Origin of the sequence: Methylosinus sp. R-45379, from assembly GCF_001644125.1 — a bacterium.
Classification (GTDB): domain Bacteria; phylum Pseudomonadota; class Alphaproteobacteria; order Rhizobiales; family Beijerinckiaceae; genus Methylosinus.
This window is the reverse complement of record NZ_LUUM01000090.1, coordinates 1-21,100: the sequence shown is the minus strand read 5'-3', so window position 1 is coordinate 21,100 and position 21,100 is coordinate 1. Positions and strand designations below refer to the sequence as shown.

Sequence of the window (21,100 nt, the reverse complement as noted above, 5' to 3'; positions counted from 1 at the left end):
GCGATCTTGTCTCGGCCCATGTCTCGCGAGACAAGGCGAGACAAAAAGGGGGTTTTGTCTCGGGGGGCGAGACAAGATTTTCGGGCGTCATTCGAGGGCTTTTCGCCCCTTCGCGGTCGCGCGCCATTTGTCCAAAGTTTGCTCGGCGAGGCTTGCCTTCGCCAAGCGCTGGAGCTTTCGAGAGACGCTGGAGCGATGAATCTTGGTCGCATCTGCATACTCGCGGATGGTGAGGCCAGGCCGTTCGATCATGGCGCGTAGGAGCGTCCGATCGGTGTCGGCCTCGGCCTGTTGCCGATCGTCGGCGGATTGCTCGGAAGCGGGCCGCAGCGTCGGCAAAAGCACGTCGCGTCCTTTGGCGTCGCGGAGGTCGGGACAGCCAGAGATTTCGAAGCGGAAATGAACCGGCTCGAATTCGAGGCCGCGGAGCTTGCCTTGCCAGTGGAGAGAGACGAGGCCGGTCTCGGGCTTTTTCCACAGCGTCAGATTGCCGTCGATCTCGTTCAGGATCGCGCCCGAGCCGTAGGGAACGAGGGCTTCCTCGCCTGCATTCTTCACCGGATGCGCGGCGACGAGAACGGTCGGAATCCCGGCGATTTGCGTGATAGGCCGCAGCCGGCGCATGAACTGTCCGCCCTGCACAGCATCGTTGATATTGTCGCCGTCGAAGAAAGCAGCAAGCGTGTCGACGATGACGAGCGCGAACGGCTTTTGCTTTGCGAGGCGGACCAGTTCGGCGTGAACGGCCTCGGGCTTCGCGCGCACTTCGAGAATCATGATCTCGTCGCCGAGGGCTTCGATGTCGATATTGAGAAGCCATGCGGCGATTGTCAGCCGCATTCGAATATCATCGGGATTTTCGCAGGCGAGATAGGCGACGCGGCCTTGCGCGACCTCTCGGCCGAGAATGTCGGCGCGTCCAGTGGCGACGGCGAGCGCCGCCACGACGTTGAAGGCGGTTTTGCCTGCGCCTGTCTTTGCTGTGAGCGCGTAGAGCGACGCGCTGCGCAACATCGGTTCGATGACATATTTGAGCGGAACGTATTCTCGCACGAAGACGCCCGCCGTCCGAAACGATATCGGCGGGCCGGTTTCTTCGCCGCGGGGACTGCGCCGTCCATCGGCGCGCGCCGCAGGCTTGGACAGGCGAAAGCCTTGCGGGATCGGCGCCGCATTGTCTTCTTGTGCGAATGATCGGCTCATTCGCCCCCCGCAGCAATATCGATGCGCAGCACGCCCCATTCTCGAAGAGCGGTAAGCGATTCATCGAATGTCCAAGCGACGACATGCGGCGCGCCGTGCGAGATACACCACGCGCGGAACTCTTCCTGGTCGTCCGACAGCGTCTCGCCGAGCCGCTTCAACTCGAGGCAATGCAGCACGCCGCGCGGCGATACGAGAACGAAGTCCGGCCATCCGCGCTTGACGCCCATTTGCTTCAATTTCGAGGCCGTGCGCACGTCACGCAGCTCGCCGCTCGGAATATGTGTCCATTGCCATTCGGGACGGGCGTAGTCGCGCAAGAGCTTCGCGACCGACATATGCAACGCGATCTCTTTCGGGCGCTCCACTGGGGCTTTGCGGAGCCGCGGCTTGCGGCCCTCGGCGAGCATGAGGAGAGGCGGAATCGTCATCGCGGCGCCCCCTCAAGATAGCGCGCAAGCGACGCGAGATCGTCACCGCGGCGGCCGGAGGCCTCGTCGAGCCAATGACCGGAATATCTGTTGAGGCGAAGTCGCGGCCATCGTCGCGCCAGCACGGCGCGAGACGGGATTTTCGATTGCGGTTCGAGCGTGGGGGCGATATTTTCGGAACCGTTCGCCGCCAAGCTGAACGATTTCCGAGCCCCGTCCGCGCGCCCCGCGGCGGGGTTCGATGTTTTTGAGGCCATGATTCAAGCGGCCTCCAGCTCGGATGTCGTGCGGATCGGCTTCGAAAGGCGGGACTGCGCCCATTCCATCGCATCGCCCCAGCGGTAGAGGGGCTTCTTTCCGAACAGGCGATAGATCGGCCCGCCGCCGCGGGTCGCGTAAGTGGACAACGTGTGCGGAGAGACGGGATAGCCGGCCGCAGTGAGCGCGGCGGCGACGTCCTTGCGGGAAAGGAGATCGTCGGGGTTGTGGACTGGCATTAGTCACCATTTGCTGCGCTCGGAGCGCGTTTGAGGTGACAGCACCAATATGCACAAAAAAATCAGAGAAAAATGCCGCGGAGATTTCTTCCTATTTTTTTCTCGGTCGACCGCGCTTTTTTTTCGGTGCTGGCGCCACCCCCTCCTTTCTTGGCCGCCCCCGCGTCGCGGCCGAGCGTCCCAAATTCGCAAGATCGCTCGGGCGAAGCTGCGCCTCGAGAGCATCGATGTAATAGCTCTTGGCGGTCTCATAGAGCGTCCGCGCCGACTCAATGTCGCCTTGGTCGACGAGTTCCAGTCCGCGCTTCGCAGAGCGATAAGCGGATCGAAGATGCAGCCGCCCAGACTCTAAATCATCACGCACGCGCCTCTCGTCCGCGTTGCCCTCTCCCCACCAAGAAGGCGCAGCAATCGACGCGCCGCCCGCCGTCTTTTTCATGAAATCCTCGAGCAAATGGCGAAGGCCGTCTGCGCTAATCATCAGCCGCCCTTTCCGATCGCGACCGCATTCCTGCGCTTGATGGTCGAACGAAAGGATGCCTTGGCCTCCATCAGCTCGACAATCCGATCGGCGGCGAGATCGGCCGCGGCGAGTAGGACCGCGTCGGCAGAGTGGATGTAGCGGCTTGTGATCGATCTGCCCTTGTGCCCGATCAGCGCCCCGATCGTCAGTTCCGAGAGGCCGAGATCGGCGGCGACCGAGGCGAAGCTATGCCGCAGCACATGGGGGGTTACGTCCGAGGGCAGGTCCGCCGCCTCGGCGAGACGCAACCAAATTTTGTGAAATCCGCCCATCGGCTTTTCGCTGTCTTTGGGCGACGGAAAAACAAGAGTCCCGGATCGCGGGAGCGCCTTAAGGACGGCGCACGCGGCGCGAGAGAGAGGCCGCGACGACGCCCCGGTCTTCGTATCGCTCAGTCGCGCGGTCCGAGCGGCGAGATCCACCTCGGCCCATTTGAGCGCGAGCATTTCCCCGCGGCGCCAGCCCGTGAGCGCGAGAAAACGCACGCCCTCGCGGGCGACAGGCACAATCTGGTTTGAGGTCGCATGGAGCGCTGCGCCGAGCGCGGCGTATTCCGCGTCTGAGGCCCGCCGCTCCCGCTGCTCATAGCCGTGTTTTTCTACTCCGTGGGTAGGATTGTCCGGCCGCAGCCCGAGCCGAACGGCGTAAGAGAAGATGACGCCCACAAGGGCCAGTGTCCTGGTCGCAGTGCCACGGCCCCCGGTCACACGCGCGAGCCCGTGCTTCCCCGTCTTCACGGTCGCAGCCGTCTCGCCGCTGGCCACGGCGTTATAGAACCGCTCCACGTCCAGCCGCGTCACGGCCTTGACCTTCAGACTCCCGAGCTGAGGCTTGATGTGCCGCTCGACTCGGCCTTTGTCGGTCGCCAGGGTCGAGGCCTTCTTCGCCTTGCCGCGCCGCAAGATTTTTCCGGACGTCGCGTCGGCGAGATAGAGGTCTGCCAGCTCGGCGACGGTTGCAGCCTTGCGGCCCTCTTGCCTATCTGCAGCCGGATCGCCTCCCGAGACGATTTCCCCGAGCAACCGCCTCGCCTCGGCTCGGGCGAGGTCGGGCGTCCATGGGGCGCCGTGCCGGCCGATCGTGTGCCAACGCTGGCGGCCGTCGAGTGTCCGATATTTTAGAACGTAGGAGGCCCGATCCTTCTGGCGCCGAGCGCCGAAGCCCGGCACGGCTCCCCTGCCCTCGTCCCATATCGTCGACCCGGCCGGCAGGATGGCAATGTCTTTGAGCGTAATCATGAGCGCCTCGCGCTGTAGCTACCACGAGATCGCAAGCGCCCGCAAACCGAAACCGTGACGTGCAATTCAAAACATGCTGTTTTTCAGTGACTTTCCAACTTCCATCAAATCCCGCCAAACCGCGCCAAAGCCAAAAAACTGCAATCGCACTGCAGAGGTCCGGGGTTCGATTCCCCGCAGCTCCACCAGGCCGAATTCGGCCGCCCGCTCGCCTCTACCCACGACCTCGATCGTCACGCCCGAGAGGTCGGGACGCGCTCGTCGAAACGGCGACGTGGGAAAGCCGCCCTGAACAGCATTATCACGAGATTGAGCAGGACGAGCCCGACGAGCAGCGTCAGCGCCCAATCGCCTATGCTCGCGGTGGCGGGCGTCTGCAGCACCGAGTTGAGCGCGGTTTCACCCTTCGCCCATACGCAGCTCACCGCCTCGCAGAATGTCATCGACGCCAGCGGCTGTTCGCAGGACTCCATGATACGGCTCCCGATTTTGCGTATATCGCTATGCAATTAGCGGCGCTGCGGACGACTTCAATCCCACACTTGGTTGCGCTGCGGCGTGGACGTCTGGGCGGAGCCGCGCCCGCGAAGTGATTCGCACGAAAAAGTAGAGATATGCGGCGCGGCGTCTATCGTCGCGTGCGGTAGAGTAACAAATTTGTTACCGCGGCGGCATTTTCGCTCGACATCGGCTAAGTATTCGCCCACTCTACCCGTGTTCGGAATTTCCGTTCATCCTGGGAAAACTCGGAGCCGGCTGACCGATTCGGACGAACAATCGTCCGACGGAAGTCGTTTCGCCCCCATCGACGCCGGAGACCCATGCGCCGCATCGTCCGCCCTTTCGTCAAGGAATTCAAATCTCGCTCCGCCAAGGCGGCGGCGGGTCGCCTCGGCCCGCTCGACGAAGCCCCGCCCGAGTCCAAACCCGCTTTTCTCGATCTCGCGACCTTCGCGCCGCGAGTCGTGGAGCGCGAGGCGCAGCATGACGACAGCTATGAAGCCGCGATGAAGGCGGCCGATCTCGTCTTCGGCAAGAAGGCCGAGCCCGTGACGGCGGAAGCCGCGCCCGGCGCGACGACGACCGGCCGCGTGCTTCCCAGCCTCATAGAGATCGTCGCGCCGCAGCCCGAGCCGGAAGAGCCGGTCCGCCGCGGTCCCGGCCGCCCGCGCGGCGTGAAGAAAGCCGTCGAACCGAAGATCGAGGCCGAGATCGAAGCGCTGGCCCCGGCCCCGGCGCGGGCTCGCCCCGGCCGTCCGCGCAAGGCGGTGGAAGCGACTCCGGCGCCCAAGCCGCGGCGCGCTCCCACGCCCACGCCGACAGCCATTGTCGCGCAGCCGCAGGCGCCGATCGCCATTCCAGTCTCCGCCATCCCGGTCGCCGTGGAGAGCGAGACGAACGGCCGACGCATCCGCCGCCCCATTCAGCTGCGCTGGGTCCTGAATAAGGAGCTGCGCGCCGGCGAACGCTGGAAACGGCGCCTTCCCGAGGCCGCCCGCTGACTCCCTCAGCGCCGTCTTTCGGCACGATAGCCGGCAAGACGGCGCTAACCTTCGCCTGCGCCATTCGCTCAAAATCCTTGCTCCTCGGGCCGATCGGCGTCATATACGGAGAGCGATGACGGACGCTCAAGAAACCACGCTGATCGAGGCCTTGAAGAAGGTCGATGCGCATGGCGACATAGCGCCGCCGCATGTGCAGGATCCCATGACCATGGCGCTGCGCCAGCGCGCCATAGCGGCCGATCTCATGCGTTGGGACGATAGTCGCGGCCGCTATGTGCTTACCGGCACTGGCCGCAGCCGCATCAGCGCCCGCAATCGCGCGCCCGGCGCAGTGCTGCGCTTCCGCCGCCGCGACGAGAGCGACGGCGCCTCGCAGCGCAAGGCCGACTGAGGCGCGGCCGCCTCGGCCCTATTTCCCCTTCCCGAAGGTTCCGTTTTTCACATCGGCCACGGCCGCGTGATATTTTTTCTTGATCTGCGTCAGATCGACGCGCGTCGGCGGCAGCTTCAGCCCCATCTCGTCCAGCGTGTCGACGACGATGCGCGAGATGACGAGATCGCGAAACCATTTGTGATTCGACGGAACCACGAACCAGGGCGCCTGCTTCGTGCTGGTGCGCGACAGCGCCTCCTCATAGGCCTCCACATATTGCGGCCAATATTCGCGCTCCGTGTAATCGCTCTCGCTGATCTTCCAATTGCGCGCCGGATCGTCGAGCCGCTGCTTGAAGCGCGCGAGCTGCTCCTCCGGGCTGATGTGCAGATAGAACTTCAAAATCTTCACATTGCCGTCGCGCGTCAGCAGATGCTCGAATTCGTTGATCTCGTCATAGCGTTTCGACCAGACGTCCCGCGGGACGAGCTTGTGAACGCGCACGACGAGAACATCCTCGTAATGCGAGCGGTTGAAGATGACGACGCCGCCCTTGGACGGCGCATGGGCGTGGATGCGCCAGAGAAAATCATGCTCGTGCTCGATCGGCGTCGGCTGCTTGAAGCAGGCGACGGAAACGCCTTGCGGATTCATGCCGGAGAACAAATGGCGGATGGTGCCGTCCTTGCCGGCGGCGTCCAGCCCCTGCAGCACGATGAGCAGCGCCTGCGAGCCGTCGGCGTAGAGCAGATATTGCAGCTTGGCCATGCGCTCGACATGGTCCTTGATCTTGGGCAGCGCCTCCTCATGGGACTTGTGCTTGCCCGTGTCCGAGGGGTCGTAATTGGAGAGGCGGAGCTTTCCGCCCGGCTCGACCCCATATTTCTCACGCCAATCCATCGGCTCTTTCCTCTCAATTGGACTTTTGGGCCGCGAGCGCGAGCCCGCCGGCGAGCGGCCGCTCGACGGTGGCGATGCTCTTCTCCTGCCGTTTCATGCGATGGTCCACGACGCGCGCCACGATCTTGCGCACCAGGCCGAGGACGAACATGAAGGCGATGCAATAGGCCCAGACGATGCCGATGAGCCGCAGCGAGATCGGCGGCACGAGCCAGCCGAAATAGCACATGGCCGCGGCGAGAATCTGCGTCGCCACGATCGCGAAGAGAAGCTTCCACGCTGGAAAAGGCGGCATGAAGAACCAGCGCCGCGTGCGCGCGACCAGCAGCAGCAGATGGCCGCCGACGACCAGCTGCAGGAACATCATCGTCTGCAATTGCTGCGGCGTGAACAGCTGCATGGCCTCTTTCAGCGGCTCATGCGCCAGAGCCCGAACGCCGATGAGCAACAAGCCGAATGATTCGATGACGCAGACGAGGCCGAGCATGGTCGCTATGGCGAGAAGCCGCGGCATGCGCCAGCGTATGGGCCGCGGCTCCACCGGCGTGTTGTCATAGGCGATGGTCATGATCGGCGCGTCGTCGAGCAGCGACATGACGACGATCATCGCCGCGGTGAGCGGCGTGAAGCCGAGGAAAACGCTCGACAGCACGACGACGAACATGATGTCGATGGTCAGAGCGACACGATAGGTGGTGTAGCTCTCTATGCGTCCGAAGATGCGCCGCGCCTCGTCTATGGCGCTGGAGATGACGGACAGGCCCGGCGCGGTGAGAATCAGCGCCGCGGCGCCGCGGGCGGCGTCAGTGGCGCCGGAGACGGCGATGCCGCAATCGGCCTGCTTCAGCGCCGGCGCGTCATTGACGCCGTCGCCGGTCATGGCGACGAGATGGCCGCGCTGCTGCAAGGCCTTCACGATCGCGTATTTATGCTCGGGAAACACGCGCGCGAAGCCGTCCGCCCGTTCGATCGCGTCGACGACATCGACGGAGAGATGATTGGGATCGAGATCTTTCGGGAAGATATCGGCGGCCGCGACGATGTGATCGCCGAGGCCGAGCTGGCGCGCCGTCTCTATGGCGATCGCCGTATCGTCGCCCGTCACCATCTTCACCACCACGCCCTTGGCGCGCGCGGCGGCGATCGTCGCCTTGGAATCAGCGCGCGGCGGATCGAACATGGGCAGGACGCCGAGCAGCCGGAAGCTCGCGCCATCATCCTCCGAGCGCGCCACCGCCAGCGAGCGCGAGCCCTTCTCCGCGAGCTCGGCGACGATGCTCTTCACGCGCTGCGCCACGCTGGCGTCGGGATGGACGAGATCGACGATCGCCTGCGGCGCGCCTTTGGAGACGATGATCGATTTGCCCTGCGCATCCGTGACCATCGCCTGCGTGCGCTTGCTCACCGGATCGAAGGGCGTGAATTTCGTCATCGAATAGGCTTTGAGCGCGTCCTTGTCCTTCAGCGCGTCGATGCAGGCGGTGTCTATGGCGTCGCGATCCTCGAGCTTGGAGGCGAGCGCGGCGGCGAGAATGCAATCCTGCGGATCTTTGGAATCGAAGAGGATGGGCTCGCTCAATGTCAGCTGATTCTTGGTGAGCGTGCCGGTCTTGTCGGAGCACAGAATATCGACGCCCGCCATCTCCTCTATCGCCGAGAGCTTGGAGACGATCGCCTTCTCCTTGGAAAGCGCGAGCGCGCCGAGCGCCATTGTCACCGAGAACACCGCCGGCATAGCCACCGGAATGGAGGCGACCATCAGCACCAGCACGAATTGCAGAATGGAGAGCGCGTCCTTCATGCTCCAGTCATCGGCGACGACGAGATCGCGATAGACCTTTACCGCAACCAGCACCACCGCGAGCGCGACGGCGACGACGATGAGAAAATCGCCGATCTCGAACATGGCCTTTTGCGCATGGCTCACGGCGCCCGCGCCGGCGACGAGGCTGGCCGTGCGGCCGAAAAACGTGTTGCCGCCCGTCGCCGTGACGACGCCGATCATCTCGCCCTGCTTCACTATGCTGCCGGAATAGGCCACATCGCCGATCTTCTTGCCGATCGGCAGAGATTCGCCCGTCAGCGCCGCCTGGTCGATCGAGGCGTAATCGCCGGCGACGAGCCGCAGATCGGCGGGAACGACCACGCCGAGCCTTATCTTCACAATGTCGCCGGGCGCCAGCTCGGCCGCGGGCTTGGCGCTCCAGTCGCCGTCGCGCAGCACCGTGGCCTCCGGCGCGAGGCCTTTCTTCAGCGCCGCCAATGCGTTGGAGGCTTTGCGGTCCTGCCAGAACTCGAGCCCGGCATTGAACAGCAGCAGAGCCAGAATAATGGCGAAATCATTCCAATGGCCGATCAGCGCGGAGACGATCGCCGCCGCCTCGATCATATAGGCCATGGGTCCCGCGAAATAGCCGACGACCTTGCGCCACAAGGGAATTCGCTTCTCTGGGAGCGCATTGGGACCATAGGCTTTCAGCCGTCGGCGCGCCTCCTCCGGAGAAAGCCCGCGCTTGGGATCGACGCCGAGCCACGTGAGGACTTCATCCAACGGCATTTTCCCGTAATCCGCGGCCGCCGGCGGAACATCTGCGGCATGCGTCGGGCGCGTCCTGGTCGTCAGCGACATGGCGTGTCTCTTGTTCGGATTGCCTCTCGAGGGCGCGCCCGCGACGACGAGCGCTCTGCTGACATAGAGCCGTGCGCGCCAGGAAATAGTCTCCCCTTCATGATGAATCGCGCCGAGGCGCTCCATTCACCATGACATTGACAAGCCGGCGCCCCTCGCCCAAGAGGACGATCGCCGGCGGGGGCCGCAGATCGAGAAATGGATCGCATTTGACGAAGCAGGCAATCGCGCTCCTTCCCGAAAAGGACGTCGCCATCGAGAACGGCCGCTTCTTCTCGCTCTCGAAGGAGCCCTGGCTGCGCGTGGAGGGCGACTTCGGCGCGCGTCCTTTCGTCGAGATCGTCTTTCGCGCGAGCCTGCTCGACGATCCCGTGCGTCCGGTGCTGCGCTTCGTGACGAAAGATCGCGTCATCGATCGCATTCTCCCCGGCCCGGTGGCCGGCGCGGGCGTCTGGATCGGCGCCCTGCCCCGTGGCGCGCGCGAGATTCTCATCAGCCCCACCAACAGGCCCGGCGCTTTCGGCTTCGCGATCGAGAGCGTGCGGCCGGTCGGCCTCGTCGAGGCGCTCGTCCGCGTTTGGCGCCGCAAGCCCGCGAAGCTCTGGTCCTATTTCCTGCCGACGCTCTTCGGCTATCGAGCGGAGGCGGAGAGCGCGATCGATTGGGCGAGCAATTTCGAGCCGCTCGACGCATTCGAGAATTGGCGCGCGCGCCGCGCCCGTCCCTTCGAGCCCGCGGGCCTGGACGCGCCGCGCGGCGCGCCGGGCAGCGAGCCGCGCTTCGCCATTCTCCTCTCCGGCGCGGAGGCGACGCCAGAGCAATGGGCGCGCACGCTCGCCTCTATCGAACGGCAATCCTATCCGTCACCCGCACGCCTCGCGCGCAGCGAGGCCGAGCTCCTTCCCCTTCTCGCGGAGGCGGATTTCGTCGCGCAATTGCGCGCGGGCGATGAATTGGCCGATCACGCCTTCGCCGCGCTCGCCGCGCAGATCGCGCGCGCTCCGCAGACGAAGCTGATCTATGCCGACGAGCTGCTGCGCACAGCGCACGGGTTGCGCCCGCGCTTCACGCCCGATTGGAGCCCGACGCTGGCGGCGGCGCGCCCCTATTTCGGCCGCTGCGTCTTCTACGCCGCCTCGACGCTCGCCGCAGAATCGATCGACGCGGCGATGCGCGGGGCGCCCTTCCGCCTCGCTCGCGAGGAGGTCGCGCATCTGCGCCGCTGGCTGCTCACGCGCGACGAAGAATCGGAGCCGCCGCCGGTCGTCGCGGCGCCGGCGCCCGCAGAGCCGGCGCCGAGCGTCTCCATCATCGTGCTGACGCGCGACCGCGCCGATCTCCTCGGCCCTTGCGTCGAAAGCATCCAGCGCCTCTCGACGCATCCGTCCTTCGAGCTCGTCATCGTCGACAATGGCAGCCGCAAGCCGGAGACCTTCGCCATTTTCGACAAGGCGAAGAAAGACCCACGCGTGCGCGTGCTGTCGCGCCCGGAGCCATTCAACTTCGCGCGCCTCAACAATGACGCCGTCCGCGCCTCGCGCGGCGAGGTCGTCCTCTTCCTCAACAATGACACGGTCGTCGTCAGCCCGGATTGGCTGGAGACGCTGGCTCGCCGGGCCATGGCGCCGCAGACGGGCGCCGTCGGCGCGCTGCTGCTCTATCCCGACGGCCGCATACAGCATGCGGGCGTCACCATCGGGCTCGGCCAGGACGCCGGCCATTTCGGCGCGCTGGTCGCGCCGGCCTCATGGCTCGGCCGCGCCGGCCTCCCGCATGAGTGCTCCGCCGTCACCGCCGCCTGCATGGCGGTGGAGCGCCGCAAGTTCGACGCGGTCGCCGGTTTCGACGAGATCAATCTGCCGATCGAGTTCAACGACACCGATCTCTGCCTGCGCCTCGCAGAGCGCGGCTGGACGTCGCTCTATGAGCCGGCCGCGCGGCTGCTACATTATGAATCGGCGTCACGCGGCTCGGCGCGGTTTCGTCCGATGAGCGTCTATGCGAAGGAGCGCGACTATTTCCGCGACCGCTGGCGCGAGGTCATTCGCGATGACCCCTATTATCACCCCGCTATGTCGCTCTATGCGCGCCATCCGGCGCTCTGGTAGCCTCTCCCCGAAGAAGTGAAGATGACGCGCCGGATCGTCTATGACGCGACACATCTCGTCTCGCTCGGAACGGCGTCGGGCGCGGCCGGCATCGGCCGCCTCGACCTCGCTTTCGCGCGCCATTTCGCCGCGCATCCACGCCTTGCCTGCGGCGCGCATTACGGCGCGCGCGGCCCGCATGCGCTCGCGCCGTCCCGCCTCTCCCGAATCGTCGCCGATGTCGGAGCCGCCTCCGCGCCAGACGATTCGGCGGAATGGACGCGGCTCCGCGGCTGGCTGCTCGGCGAGGAGGCCGCGCCATTCGCCTCGGCCCCTGCGTCGCGCAGCGCTCTCGGCCAATTTCTCTGGCGCGCGCCGCTGCGTCTGGCCAATGACAGGCCGCGCGCACTGCCGCCCGGCGCGCTCTATTTGAACATAGCGCAGCACGCCTGCGAGTTTCCCCTGCTGTTTCGATGGTTGGAGCGGCGGCCGGACATGCGCGCCGTCTTCTTCGTGCATGATCTCCTGCCGCTCGACCGGCCCGAATTCTTTCGGCGCGGCTATGAGGCGCTGTTTCGCAGGCGAATCGATACGATTCTGCGTCACGCCCACGCGCTGCTGACGACAACAGAAATCGTCGCCGAGCGCCTCGAGCGCGAAATGGCGCGCAGCGCCACGCGCGTTCCGATCCATTCCGAGCCGCCGCCATCGACGCTCGAGGACATAACGGAATCCGCACGCGACGAAGAGCTCGCCCGGCGCGACTACTTCGTGCTCCTCTCCACGCTGGAGCCGCGCAAGAATCACCTGATGCTGCTCAATGTCTGGCGCGCGCTGGCCGCTGGCCCGCAGCCGGCCCCCAAGCTCGTCCTCGTCGGCGGACGCGGCTGGGAGAATGAGCAGATCGTCGGCATGCTGAATCGCTGCGAGGCGATCCGCCCCTGCGTGCGCTGGGCGACCGGCCTGCCCGCGGCGCAGCTGCGACGTCTGCTTTCCAACGCCAACGCCTTGCTGATGCCGAGCTTCGCGGAGGGCTATGGCCTGCCGGTGGTCGAGGCGCTCTCGCTCGGAACGCCGGCCATTGTCTCCGACATTCCCGTGTTTCACGAGATCGCGCAGGAGCGCGCGCTGTTTCTGTCGCCCATAGACGGGCTCGGCTGGAAGCGCGCGATCGAGGACTTCTCCACGGCGGATTCGCCCCGCCGTCTCGCCGCCATCGACGCCGCACGCCGATTCGAGGCGCCGAATTGGACGCGCTATTTCGAGCGTGTCGAGACCTTTCTCGACAGGCTCTGATCCTAGAGTCTTCTCGGTTCAGATTGAACCGAGAAGACTCTACATCGACTTGTTTTATCGTGTTTTCCTCACACGAACCGGTTCCCGCTTCGCTCGAAAACACTCTAGCGCCAGAGCCGCCACGCCATCCGGCGAGAAATTCGACCGCCCCGCATCGTGACGGCGATAGACGCCGACAAATGCAAAAAGCCCAGCGCATGCGCCGGGCTTTTCGTTTCTATTCGCTCGCCCTTATCGGGCGACCGCCAAATCAGTATTTGGCGACGACCGGAGCAGCGGCCGGGCTGAACAGGTTGAAGTGGTAGTTCACGCCGGCGCGAACGACATGGCCGTTGAAGCGAGCCGAGGAGGCGGTGGTGGCGACCGGAGCGGCGATGCCCGTGAAGCCGATCACGCCCGAGGTCGAGACAGTGCCGAGATCGTAATAGAGATATTCGACCTTGGCGCTCCACTTCGGCAGGAACAGCCACTCGACGCCGCCGCCGGCCGTCCAGCCCACGCGGGTGTCGGAGAAGGCGCTCGACGAGGTGCCGACGAGGCCGCCGACCGCCTGGAAGACGCTGCTGCTCAGATTGGTCTGGCCATAGGCGAGACCGCCCGTGCCGTAGATAAGCAGCGAGGGGGTGACCAGATAGCCGAGACGGCCGCGGACGGTGCCGAGGTAGTCGATCGACTTCGAAGCGCTGATCGTCGAGGTCAGCGGGCCGAAAGCCGCAACCGAGGACACGCTGGTGTTGCTGCCGGCGACGCCCTGGATGTCGGCCTCGATGCCGGCGACGAAGGCGTTAGCGAACTGATAGTTGTAGCCGATCTGGCCACCACCGATGAAGCCGTCGACGCTCGTGCCGAGCACGCCCGAGCCGGCGATGCCGACGATCGGGTTGAAGGGGGCCAGCGAGCCGGAAGCCACCGTCACCGAGCTGCTCTCATCCCAGGTGTAGCCGGCGTTCAAGCCGACGTAGAAGCCGGTCCACAGAGCCGCCGGCGGCGGGGGGGGCGGCAGCAAGGGCGCGGCCTTCTTCGACGGCAGGTCGGCAGCCAACGCCGAGCCCGCGGAAACGGCCAGCGCGAGCGCGGTGGCGGCGAGCAAAGACTTTTTCATCATACGGCCCTCAGTTAGATTTATGGGTCTTCGATCCGCCGCCGCCGGAGCCCCCCAGGGCGCCCAACGATCGATCGCCGACCGCGACAACCGGCCACCAGAGGTGCGCCGTCTGTGGTGAATAGCTACGGATCATTACGATAGTCGTCAACAAAGGCGGAGCCGTTGGAGGTCCAATTCGCGGATTTTGTCGAAGCCTGTGTCAATTGCGCAACAGTGCTGGAGGTCCTATAAAAATAATTCGCGAGCAACACCGCGCTTGCCAATAATTTGCCGCTTTGGCATATCTCAACTCGCGTTCGCCGGAGCGCCGAGATTCGGAAGCTTCGGCGTCAGCGCATCGAGCGCCTGCGGAGACGTGGCCGAGAGGCTGAAGGCGGCGGTTTGCTAAACCGTTATAGGGTTGTAAAGCCCTATCGAGGGTTCGAATCCCTCCGTCTCCGCCAGCGCCTCGGCGCCCTCGTCCCCCGCATCCTATCCCGCCGACGGTTGCGCTCCGCTTCGCGCTGGGGCTAGATTGGGCCGATTGCGGCCCATAGGCGCGCCATTGCTTTTCGAATCACAGGTTGGACCGCCCATGCGTAGACTTTCCGCGGCGCTCGCGGTTTCGGCCGCGCTCGCGTCTTCCGCCTCGCCCGCGATGGCGGAGCCGGCGATCGGCTCGGCCGCCACCATCGAGAAGGACGTGCGCGGCGAGATCGCCGAGCGCGCCGCCGCCAAGCTCGCCGTCGGCGACGAGATTTTCGCGCAGGAGGTTCTGCTGACAGGAACCGAGAGTCGCGGAAAATTCGTCTTCCAGGACCGCACAGATCTGCAGCTCGGCCCCTCCTCCCGCGTCAAGCTCGATAATTTCGTCTATTCCGGCGAGAATGGCGTGACCTTCAACGCCGCCAAGGGCGTTTTCCGCTTCGTCAGCGCGCCGGCCGGACACAAGGACTATGTCGTGCGCACGCCCAATGCGACGATCGGCGTGCGCGGAACCGCTTTCGGCGTCCGCGTCGTCTTCGGCCGCACCGATGTGGTTCTCTACGACGGCGCCGTCGAGGTCTGCTCGATTCTCGGCGGTCTGTGCCGGACGCTCGCCTCCGCCTGCACCTTCGTCACCGTCACCGGCGATTTCGTCACTCCGCCGCAGCCGCTCGGCCGCGAAGATTGGAGCTTCGACGACAGCTGTGGCGGCGCCGGCCAGCGCGCCGCGCGGACCTATCGCGCCGGGCCGGTCTTCTATCCAGGCGCCGGCGGCCTCGCCTCGGGCGGCGGCGGGGGCGTCGGACACCCTCTCGTCAGCCCGAACTGATCATTTCTCGTCCGCGCCTTTTAAAGGATGCGGACTTTTTTCGTGGGGCGGCGGCGGGCGGCTCATTGCCGATGCGCCCGGCAACGCCTATAAATCAGCGGCGTTCCGCCCTCGGGCGCGCGACCCTTTTCAAAAAGAGACGATATGCCCTGGAGCAGTCAAGGCGGCGGCCCTCGCAAGCCGAACGACAATGGCCCTTGGGGCCAAGGCCCCTGGGGGAGCGGCGGTCCGCCCGGCGGCGGCTCTCCGCCCGATCTCGAGGAGCTGCTGCGCCGCGGCCAGGACGGCCTGCGCCAGATGCTGCCGTCCGGCCTCGGCGGACGCGGAATCGCAATTCTCGCTCTGCTGACTGTGCTCGCCTGGCTCGCCAGCGGCTTCTACACGGTCGGGCCGAATGAGGTCGGGCTCAATCTGATCTTCGGCAAATATCGCGGCAAGACGCAGGCCGGCCTCAACTACAACCTCCCCTCGCCGATCGGGACGGTGATCAAGCTCGCCGTCACCGACCGCAACGCCGTGGACATCGGCTTTCGCGAGCAGCCGGCCGCCTCGCGCCGCGGCCCGCTGGCGCCCGAGGCGCCGGAAGAGAGCCTCATGCTCACCGGCGACGAGAATATCGCCGACGTCAAATTCCGCGTCTTCTGGCAGATCGACCCGGCCCATCCGGAGGATTTCGCCTTCAATGTCGCCAATCCGCCGGCGACGGTGAAGGCGATCGCCGAGAGCGCGATGCGCGAGATCGTCGGCCAGTCGCAGATTCAGAAGATTCTGACCGCCGACCGCAAGCTCATCGAGCCGGCCAGCCAGCAGCTGATGCAGAAGGTGCTGGACGATTATCACAGCGGCGTTCTGGTGCTGCAGGTGCTGCTGCTCTCTGTCGATCCGCCCGCCTCGGTCATCGCCGCCTTCCGCGACGTGACCTCCGCGCAGCAGGATCTGCAGCGGCTCGGCAATGAGGCCGAGGCCTATGCGAATCGCGTCGTGCCAGAGGCGCGCGGCGCCTCCGCCCGCATTTTGCAGGAGGCCGAAGCCTATCGCGAGCAGATCGTCGCCGAGGCGCAGGGCCAAGCGTCCCGCTTCGATCAAATCTACGACCAGTATAAGAAAGCGCCCTCGGTGACGCGCCAGCGCCTCTATCTCGAGACGATGGAGCGCGTGCTCGGCGGCGCCGAGAAGGTCATCATCGACGAGGCGCCGGGGGGTGGCTCGGTCGTTCCCTATCTTCCGCTGCCCGGCTTCTCCTCGGCGCAAGGAGGCCGCAAGTGAAGAGTTCTCTGGCTCTCTCCGGCGTTCTCCTCGCCCTCGTGGCGCTGATCGCGGCGGGCGGCGCGCTGTTCACCGTCACCCAGACGGAGCAGGCGCTGGTGCTGCGATTCGGCGAGCCGGTCGCCGGCCGCGGCCTCATCACCGAGCCCGGCCTGCATTTCAAGATTCCCTTCATCGAGAATGTGATCTTCCTCGACAATCGCATTCTCGATGTCGAGAGCCCCAATCTCGAGGTGCTCGCCTCCGATAATCAGCGGCTCGAGGTCGACAGCTTCATCCGCTACCGAATCGTCGATCCGCTGCGCTTCTACCAATCGGTGGGCGGCATAGCCGGCGCCAATAATCAGCTCGCCTCCGTGCTGAACTCGGCCGTCCGCCGCGTGCTGAGCGAGGCCAATCAGCAGCAGATCGTGCGCGACGAGCGCGCAGGGCTGATGGTGAAGATTCGTCAGCAGGCCAATCTCGAGGCGCGCAAGTTCGGTGTCGACGTCGTCGACGCCCGCATCCGCCGCGTCGATCTCCCGCAGCAGATTTCCGAGAAAGTCTACGGCCGCATGCAGACCGAGCGCGCCCGCGAGGCGGCGGAATATCGCGCGCAAGGCTCCGAGCAGGCGCAGAAGATCACCGCCAAGGCCGATCGCGACGTTATCGTGCTGAAGGCCGAGGCGCAGCGACGGGCCGATCAGCTGAAGGGCGAAGGCGACGCCGAGCGCAACCGCATTTTCGCCGAGGCCTTCGGCAGGGACCCGGATTTCTTCTCCTTCTACCGCTCGATGCAGGCCTATGAGGCCGCCTTCAAGGCGGGCGATACGCGCTTCCTGGTCAGCCCGCGCTCGGATTTCTTCAAGTTTTTCGGCACGCCCTCGGCCGGCAAGCCCGTCGAGGAGCCGACGCCCCCGACGCCGCAAAAGAAATAGAGTCGCGAAGGCGATCAAAATAAGGTACAGAAGGTAGGATTTAAGCGAACGCCCAACTCTCGCCGCTTTGCTGGCAGAGTGCGAGCGCAGTCATTCGACAGTCTACGCAGCCCGTCGAATCGCGCGAGACGCAAATCGCGCCTTCGCCGCCGCTCGAGGCGCCGCCCGGTCTCAGGAGAGCAATAGTATGACATCTGCCGCGTCCGTTTCGCTTTTCACGGCGCTGAGGCGCGCCCTCGCCGCGGGGCTCGTCGGCGCGCTCGTCTCCCTCCCGCTGGCGGCGACGCCGGCGCGCGCCAAGGGACCCGATTCGCTGGCCGATCTGGCCGCGTCGGTGCAGGACGCGGTGGTCAACATCTCCGCCACTCAGACCGTCGACCCGAAGCGCTCCTCCAAGGAGGCCGCTCCGAACGGCCAGCCCTCGACGCCCTTCGACGAATTGTTCGAGGAATTCCTCAAGCGTCGTCAGCAGCAGGGCCAGGGCGGCCCGGAGCTGCCGCGCCAGCGCAAATCCGCCTCGCTCGGCTCGGGCTTCGTCATCGACGCCTCCGGCATCGTCATCACCAATAATCACGTCATCGCCGACGCCAATGAGGTGACGGTCATCTTCACCGATGGGCAGAAGCTCAAGGCCGAGGTGATCGGCAAGGACCAGAAGGTCGACGTGGCGGTGCTGAAGGTGAAGCCCGAGAAGCCGCTGAAGGCGGTGAAATTCGCCGATAGCGACAAGGCTCGCGTCGGCGATTGGGTGCTCGCGGTCGGCAATCCTTTCGGCCTCGGCGGCTCGGTGACGGCCGGCATCGTCTCGGCACGCAACCGCAATATCGACAGCGGTCCCTACGACAATTACATCCAGACCGACGCCTCGATAAACAAGGGCAATTCCGGCGGCCCGCTGTTCAATCTCGACGGCGAGGTGATCGGCATCAACACCGCGATCCTGTCCCCCTCGGGCGGCTCCGTCGGCATCGGCTTCGCGACGCCGGCCAATACGGTGCAGCCGGTCATCGAGCAGCTGCAGAAGTTCGGCGAGACCCGGCGCGGCTGGCTCGGCGTACGGATTCAGAATGTCGATGACACCATCGCCGAAAATCTCGGCCTCGGCGCCACGCGCGGCGCGCTGGTCGCGGGCGTCGACGACAAAGGCCCTTCCAAGACCGCCGGGCTGAAGGCCGGCGACGTGATCGTCAAATTCGACGGCAAGGCCATCAAGGAATCGCGCGATCTGCCCAAGCTCGTCGCCGCGACGCCGGTCGGCAAGGAGGTCGAGGTCCTCATCGTCCGCAACGGCAAGGAGCAGACGAAGTCGATCAAGCTCGGCCGCCTCGAGGATGGCGAGAAGCTCGCCTCCACCGAAACGCCCAAGAGCGAGAATATCGAGAAGACCGCCGCGCAGAAGGCGCTCGGCCTCGAGCTCTCCTCGCTCTCCGACGAGCTGCGCAACCGCTTCCAGATCAAGGAGAATGTGAAGAACGGCGTCATCATCACCGGCGTCGATCCGCGCTCCGATGCGGCCGATAAGCGTCTGCAGGCGGGCGAGATTCTTCTCGAGATCAATCAGGAGCCGGTCGCCGATCCCGCCGATGCGGTGAAGAAGGTGAAGGCGCTGAAGGACGGCGGCAAGAAATCGGCGCTGCTGATCGTCGCCAACGCCCAGGGCGACACGCATTTCGTCGCTCTGACGCTGGACTGACGACAGCCCCAGGCTTTCGCCTTCGCGAGAGCGCCCTATCTGGCGAAAAGATCGCCCGCGTCGGAGATCGACGCGGGCGTTTTCGTTTGCCGGACAGACTTTCCCATGCGCTCGACCATCGCCCGCGCCAATTTCCTCTCAGTCGTCCTCATCGGCGTCATCGTGCTGGCGCTCGGATGGCTCGCCGCTCATTCGGAGCGGCCGCTCACCAGCCCTTCTTTCGCGCTGCATGTCGCGCTCGGCGTCCTCGCCGGCGCCTTGCTGCTCGCGCAGCTCGTGCTGCGTTTCGCGGTTCCGCCGCCGGCCCTGCCGGCGCGCTGGTCCAATGGGCGCCGCGCGACGACCGCCCTCTGCGAATTTCTCGTTTATCTCTCGCTCGCGCTGCTGGTCGCGACCGGCGCGCTCTGGGGCTATTTCGGCGGCGCGCCGCTGGAGGTCTTCGGCCACCCCCTGCCCGTTTCGCCCGCCGCCGACCCCAGGCTCGCCGATATTCTGGGACAGGCCTGGGCGCAGCCGCTCGGCCTCGGCGGCGCGACCGCCTCGGAAGCGCTGCTGGCGGCGCATCGGCTGCTCGCCTATGCGCTCGCCGGCTCGACCGCGCTCTATCTCGCGCTGGGCGGCTTTTCTCGCTTCTCGCCTCAGGCTCCGCCGCCCGAATCGACGAAGCGCGCGCCGGCGCTGATCGAGCCCTCGCCGACCTCGAGACTCTCCTCACGCCTGCGCCTGTTCGGCTGGCTGCAATTCTGGCCGCAGCTCGCCATTGCGCTGGCCAGCGCCGTGCTGCTGCAATTTTCCACATCCGGGCGCGCCTTCAGCCCGAGCCAGACCGGCTATGGCGACGCCATCTATTGGAGCCTCTTCGCTTTTCTGCTGCTCTGCGCGGCGACGGCGCTTGCCTTCTTCTACACGCGCGCGGCCCCTTCCGTGGCGCAGGCCGACTATCTCGGCGTCCACAAGCTCACGGCTTTCTGGTTTCTCACGCTCGGCCTGGCGATCGGCCTCATCGGCGTGATCGTCTCCTTCGTCGGCCTGTCGCTCAGCGTCTCTCTGCTGGTGGCCAAGACCGTGTCGCAGCCGCCGGGCATCGCCATCACCGATCCCAATAAGATCATTCGCGCGCTGGACGTCTTCGTGCTGCTGGTGAATTTCGCGCTGCTGCTGGCGCATTTCATCGGCGTCAGCATCGCCGTCTTTCTGACCTCGGAGGCGACCCGCGCCCGCTTTCGCTTCAGAATAGCGGAACCGCCGCAGGAGAGCCGCGCCTGAGCCGTCAATCCTCGGCCTCGACGATATCCGCCCGCCGATAGCCCTGTGCGAAGAGTAGAGCGGTGAGATCAGCGCGATCGACGCGGGCGCCCGCAGCCTCCGCCACTTTCGGCTTGGCGTGATAGGCGACGCCCAGCCCGGCCGCCGCGAGCATGTCGAGATCATTGGCGCCGTCGCCGACCGCGAGCGTCGCCTCCATGGGCAGCGCGAGCCGAGCGCGCAATTCCTCGAGCGCCTCGCGCTTGGCGGCGGAGCCCGAGATCGGGGGCAAGACGATGCCGGTTATGCGCCCCTCGCGCGTCTCCAGCCGATTGGCGCGCGCCTCATTAAAGCCGAGGCCGGCGCCGATGCGCTCGGCGAAAAGGGTGAAGCCGCCGGAGACGAGCGCCGTATACGCCCCATTGGCGCGCATGGTCGCGATCAGCCGCCGCGCGCCGGGCGTGAAGCTGATGCGCTCGGCCAATATGGTCTCGATGATCGAGACCGGCAGGCCGCCGAGCAGAGCGACGCGCTCGCGCAGCGCCGGCTCGAACTCCAGCTCGCCGCGCATGGCGCGCTCGGTGATCTTCGCGATGCGCTCGCGAATGCCTGCGAATTCGGCCAGCTCGTCGACGCATTCCTGGCCGATCATGGTCGAATCCATATCCGCGACGAGGAGACGCTTGCGCCGCCCGGCCTTCGGCTGGACGATCACATCGGCGCCGGCCTCGCGCGCGGCCATCTGAAGCGCGAGCCGAAGCTCCGGCAGCGCCTCCGGCGCGAGCTCGAACGAAACATCGGCGGCGACGCCCGGCTGCAGCCAGTCCAGCGCGCTGGCCGGCGCAATGGCCCGCACAGCCTCGACCGTCAGCGGCGGGCCGCCGGCGCCGGCGATGAA

At 65.7% G+C, this 21,100-nt stretch carries 20 protein-coding genes and 1 tRNA gene; 10 read left to right on the top strand and 11 right to left on the bottom strand.

Going from position 1 to position 21,100, the window contains the following annotated elements:
* Positions 1 to 87: 87 nt before the first annotated feature.
* The 7 genes from A1351_RS04330 to A1351_RS04300 form a co-directional block, all read right to left on the bottom strand.
* Positions 88 to 1,203: an AAA family ATPase gene (locus tag A1351_RS04330; RefSeq protein ID WP_024879652.1), complete on the bottom strand. Its 1,116-nt coding sequence runs from the start codon at positions 1,201 to 1,203 to the stop codon at positions 88 to 90.
* Positions 1,200 to 1,634 (bottom strand): VRR-NUC domain-containing protein, encoded by a 435-nt coding sequence (locus tag A1351_RS04325; protein ID WP_024879651.1) that lies wholly within the window; start codon positions 1,632 to 1,634, stop codon positions 1,200 to 1,202. Before A1351_RS04325 ends, A1351_RS04330 begins: the two co-directional genes overlap by 4 nt.
* Positions 1,635 to 1,894: 260 nt before the next feature.
* Positions 1,895 to 2,131 carry a hypothetical protein gene (locus A1351_RS04315; protein ID WP_024879649.1) on the bottom strand — a complete coding sequence of 79 codons (237 nt, stop codon included), beginning with the start codon at positions 2,129 to 2,131 and terminating at the stop codon, positions 1,895 to 1,897.
* Positions 2,132 to 2,222: 91 nt separating this feature from the next.
* Positions 2,223 to 2,570, bottom strand: coding sequence for a hypothetical protein (locus A1351_RS04310; RefSeq protein ID WP_198162218.1), 348 nt, complete (start codon positions 2,568 to 2,570; stop codon positions 2,223 to 2,225).
* A gap of 41 nt (positions 2,571 to 2,611) precedes the next feature.
* The gene (locus tag A1351_RS04305) at positions 2,612 to 3,823 is read right to left on the bottom strand and encodes a site-specific integrase (RefSeq protein ID WP_198022759.1); all 1,212 of its coding nucleotides are present in this window, start codon (positions 3,821 to 3,823) and stop codon (positions 2,612 to 2,614) included.
* A gap of 135 nt (positions 3,824 to 3,958) precedes the next feature.
* Positions 3,959 to 4,129 carry a hypothetical protein gene (locus A1351_RS24415; RefSeq protein ID WP_157096101.1) on the bottom strand — a complete coding sequence of 57 codons (171 nt, stop codon included), beginning with the start codon at positions 4,127 to 4,129 and terminating at the stop codon, positions 3,959 to 3,961.
* Positions 4,126 to 4,365 (bottom strand): hypothetical protein, encoded by a 240-nt coding sequence (locus A1351_RS04300; RefSeq protein WP_018265882.1) that lies wholly within the window; start codon positions 4,363 to 4,365, stop codon positions 4,126 to 4,128. The genes A1351_RS24415 and A1351_RS04300 overlap by 4 nt, the downstream gene beginning before the upstream one ends.
* Positions 4,366 to 4,713: 348 nt before the next feature.
* Between A1351_RS04300 and A1351_RS04295 the strand changes: the two genes are divergently transcribed.
* Together A1351_RS04295 and A1351_RS04290 are read left to right on the top strand one after the other, a co-directional pair.
* Positions 4,714 to 5,394 (top strand): hypothetical protein, encoded by a 681-nt coding sequence (locus A1351_RS04295; protein WP_024879646.1) that lies wholly within the window; start codon positions 4,714 to 4,716, stop codon positions 5,392 to 5,394.
* Positions 5,395 to 5,509: 115 nt separating this feature from the next.
* Positions 5,510 to 5,788, top strand: coding sequence for a hypothetical protein (locus A1351_RS04290; RefSeq protein ID WP_024879645.1), 279 nt, complete (start codon positions 5,510 to 5,512; stop codon positions 5,786 to 5,788).
* A gap of 18 nt (positions 5,789 to 5,806) precedes the next feature.
* Here A1351_RS04290 and A1351_RS04285 read toward each other — a convergent pair whose 3' ends face one another.
* Both A1351_RS04285 and A1351_RS04280 read right to left on the bottom strand, forming a co-directional pair.
* Positions 5,807 to 6,670 (bottom strand): polyphosphate kinase 2 family protein, encoded by an 864-nt coding sequence (locus A1351_RS04285; protein ID WP_024879644.1) that lies wholly within the window; start codon positions 6,668 to 6,670, stop codon positions 5,807 to 5,809.
* A gap of 13 nt (positions 6,671 to 6,683) precedes the next feature.
* Positions 6,684 to 9,299 (bottom strand): plasma-membrane proton-efflux P-type ATPase, encoded by a 2,616-nt coding sequence (locus A1351_RS04280; RefSeq protein WP_064032370.1) that lies wholly within the window; start codon positions 9,297 to 9,299, stop codon positions 6,684 to 6,686.
* 209 nt (positions 9,300 to 9,508) lie between these two features.
* Here A1351_RS04280 and A1351_RS04275 point away from each other — a divergent pair, with 209 nt between their 5' ends.
* Positions 9,509 to 11,407: a glycosyltransferase gene (locus A1351_RS04275; RefSeq protein ID WP_064032326.1), complete on the top strand. Its 1,899-nt coding sequence runs from the start codon at positions 9,509 to 9,511 to the stop codon at positions 11,405 to 11,407.
* A 21-nt stretch (positions 11,408 to 11,428) separates the two neighbouring features.
* On the top strand, positions 11,429 to 12,682 hold the full coding sequence (locus A1351_RS04270; RefSeq protein WP_064032325.1) for a glycosyltransferase family 1 protein: 1,254 nt from the start codon (positions 11,429 to 11,431) through the stop codon (positions 12,680 to 12,682).
* A 250-nt stretch (positions 12,683 to 12,932) separates the two neighbouring features.
* Here the strand turns inward: A1351_RS04270 and A1351_RS04265 are convergent, their stop codons facing one another.
* Positions 12,933 to 13,784 (bottom strand): outer membrane protein, encoded by an 852-nt coding sequence (locus tag A1351_RS04265; protein WP_024879640.1) that lies wholly within the window; start codon positions 13,782 to 13,784, stop codon positions 12,933 to 12,935.
* Positions 13,785 to 14,136: 352 nt separating this feature from the next.
* Between A1351_RS04265 and A1351_RS04260 the strand changes: the two genes are divergently transcribed.
* From A1351_RS04260 to A1351_RS04235, 6 genes are all read left to right on the top strand, one after another.
* Positions 14,137 to 14,230: transfer RNA gene (locus A1351_RS04260), tRNA-Ser, on the top strand.
* A gap of 131 nt (positions 14,231 to 14,361) precedes the next feature.
* A complete protein-coding gene (locus A1351_RS04255) occupies positions 14,362 to 15,081 on the top strand; it encodes a FecR domain-containing protein (protein WP_064032324.1) in 720 nt (239 codons plus the stop codon).
* Between the two features lie 144 nt (positions 15,082 to 15,225).
* On the top strand, positions 15,226 to 16,347 hold the full coding sequence (gene hflK / locus A1351_RS04250; RefSeq protein WP_024879638.1) for an FtsH protease activity modulator HflK: 1,122 nt from the start codon (positions 15,226 to 15,228) through the stop codon (positions 16,345 to 16,347).
* Positions 16,344 to 17,264 carry a protease modulator HflC gene (gene hflC, locus A1351_RS04245; protein ID WP_024879637.1) on the top strand — a complete coding sequence of 307 codons (921 nt, stop codon included), beginning with the start codon at positions 16,344 to 16,346 and terminating at the stop codon, positions 17,262 to 17,264. The genes hflK and hflC overlap by 4 nt, the downstream gene beginning before the upstream one ends.
* Positions 17,265 to 17,451: 187 nt before the next feature.
* Complete coding sequence (locus tag A1351_RS04240; RefSeq protein ID WP_024879636.1) at positions 17,452 to 18,957, top strand: Do family serine endopeptidase; 1,506 nt, start codon at positions 17,452 to 17,454, stop codon at positions 18,955 to 18,957.
* A 105-nt stretch (positions 18,958 to 19,062) separates the two neighbouring features.
* Entirely contained in the window at positions 19,063 to 20,223 is a 1,161-nt protein-coding gene (locus A1351_RS04235) for a DUF3611 family protein (protein WP_024879635.1), read from the top strand.
* A gap of 4 nt (positions 20,224 to 20,227) precedes the next feature.
* On the opposite strand, the gene serB is transcribed toward A1351_RS04235, so the two are convergent.
* A partial coding sequence (gene serB / locus A1351_RS04230) for a phosphoserine phosphatase SerB (RefSeq protein ID WP_371441448.1) occupies positions 20,228 to 21,100 on the bottom strand: 873 nt, incomplete at its 5' end.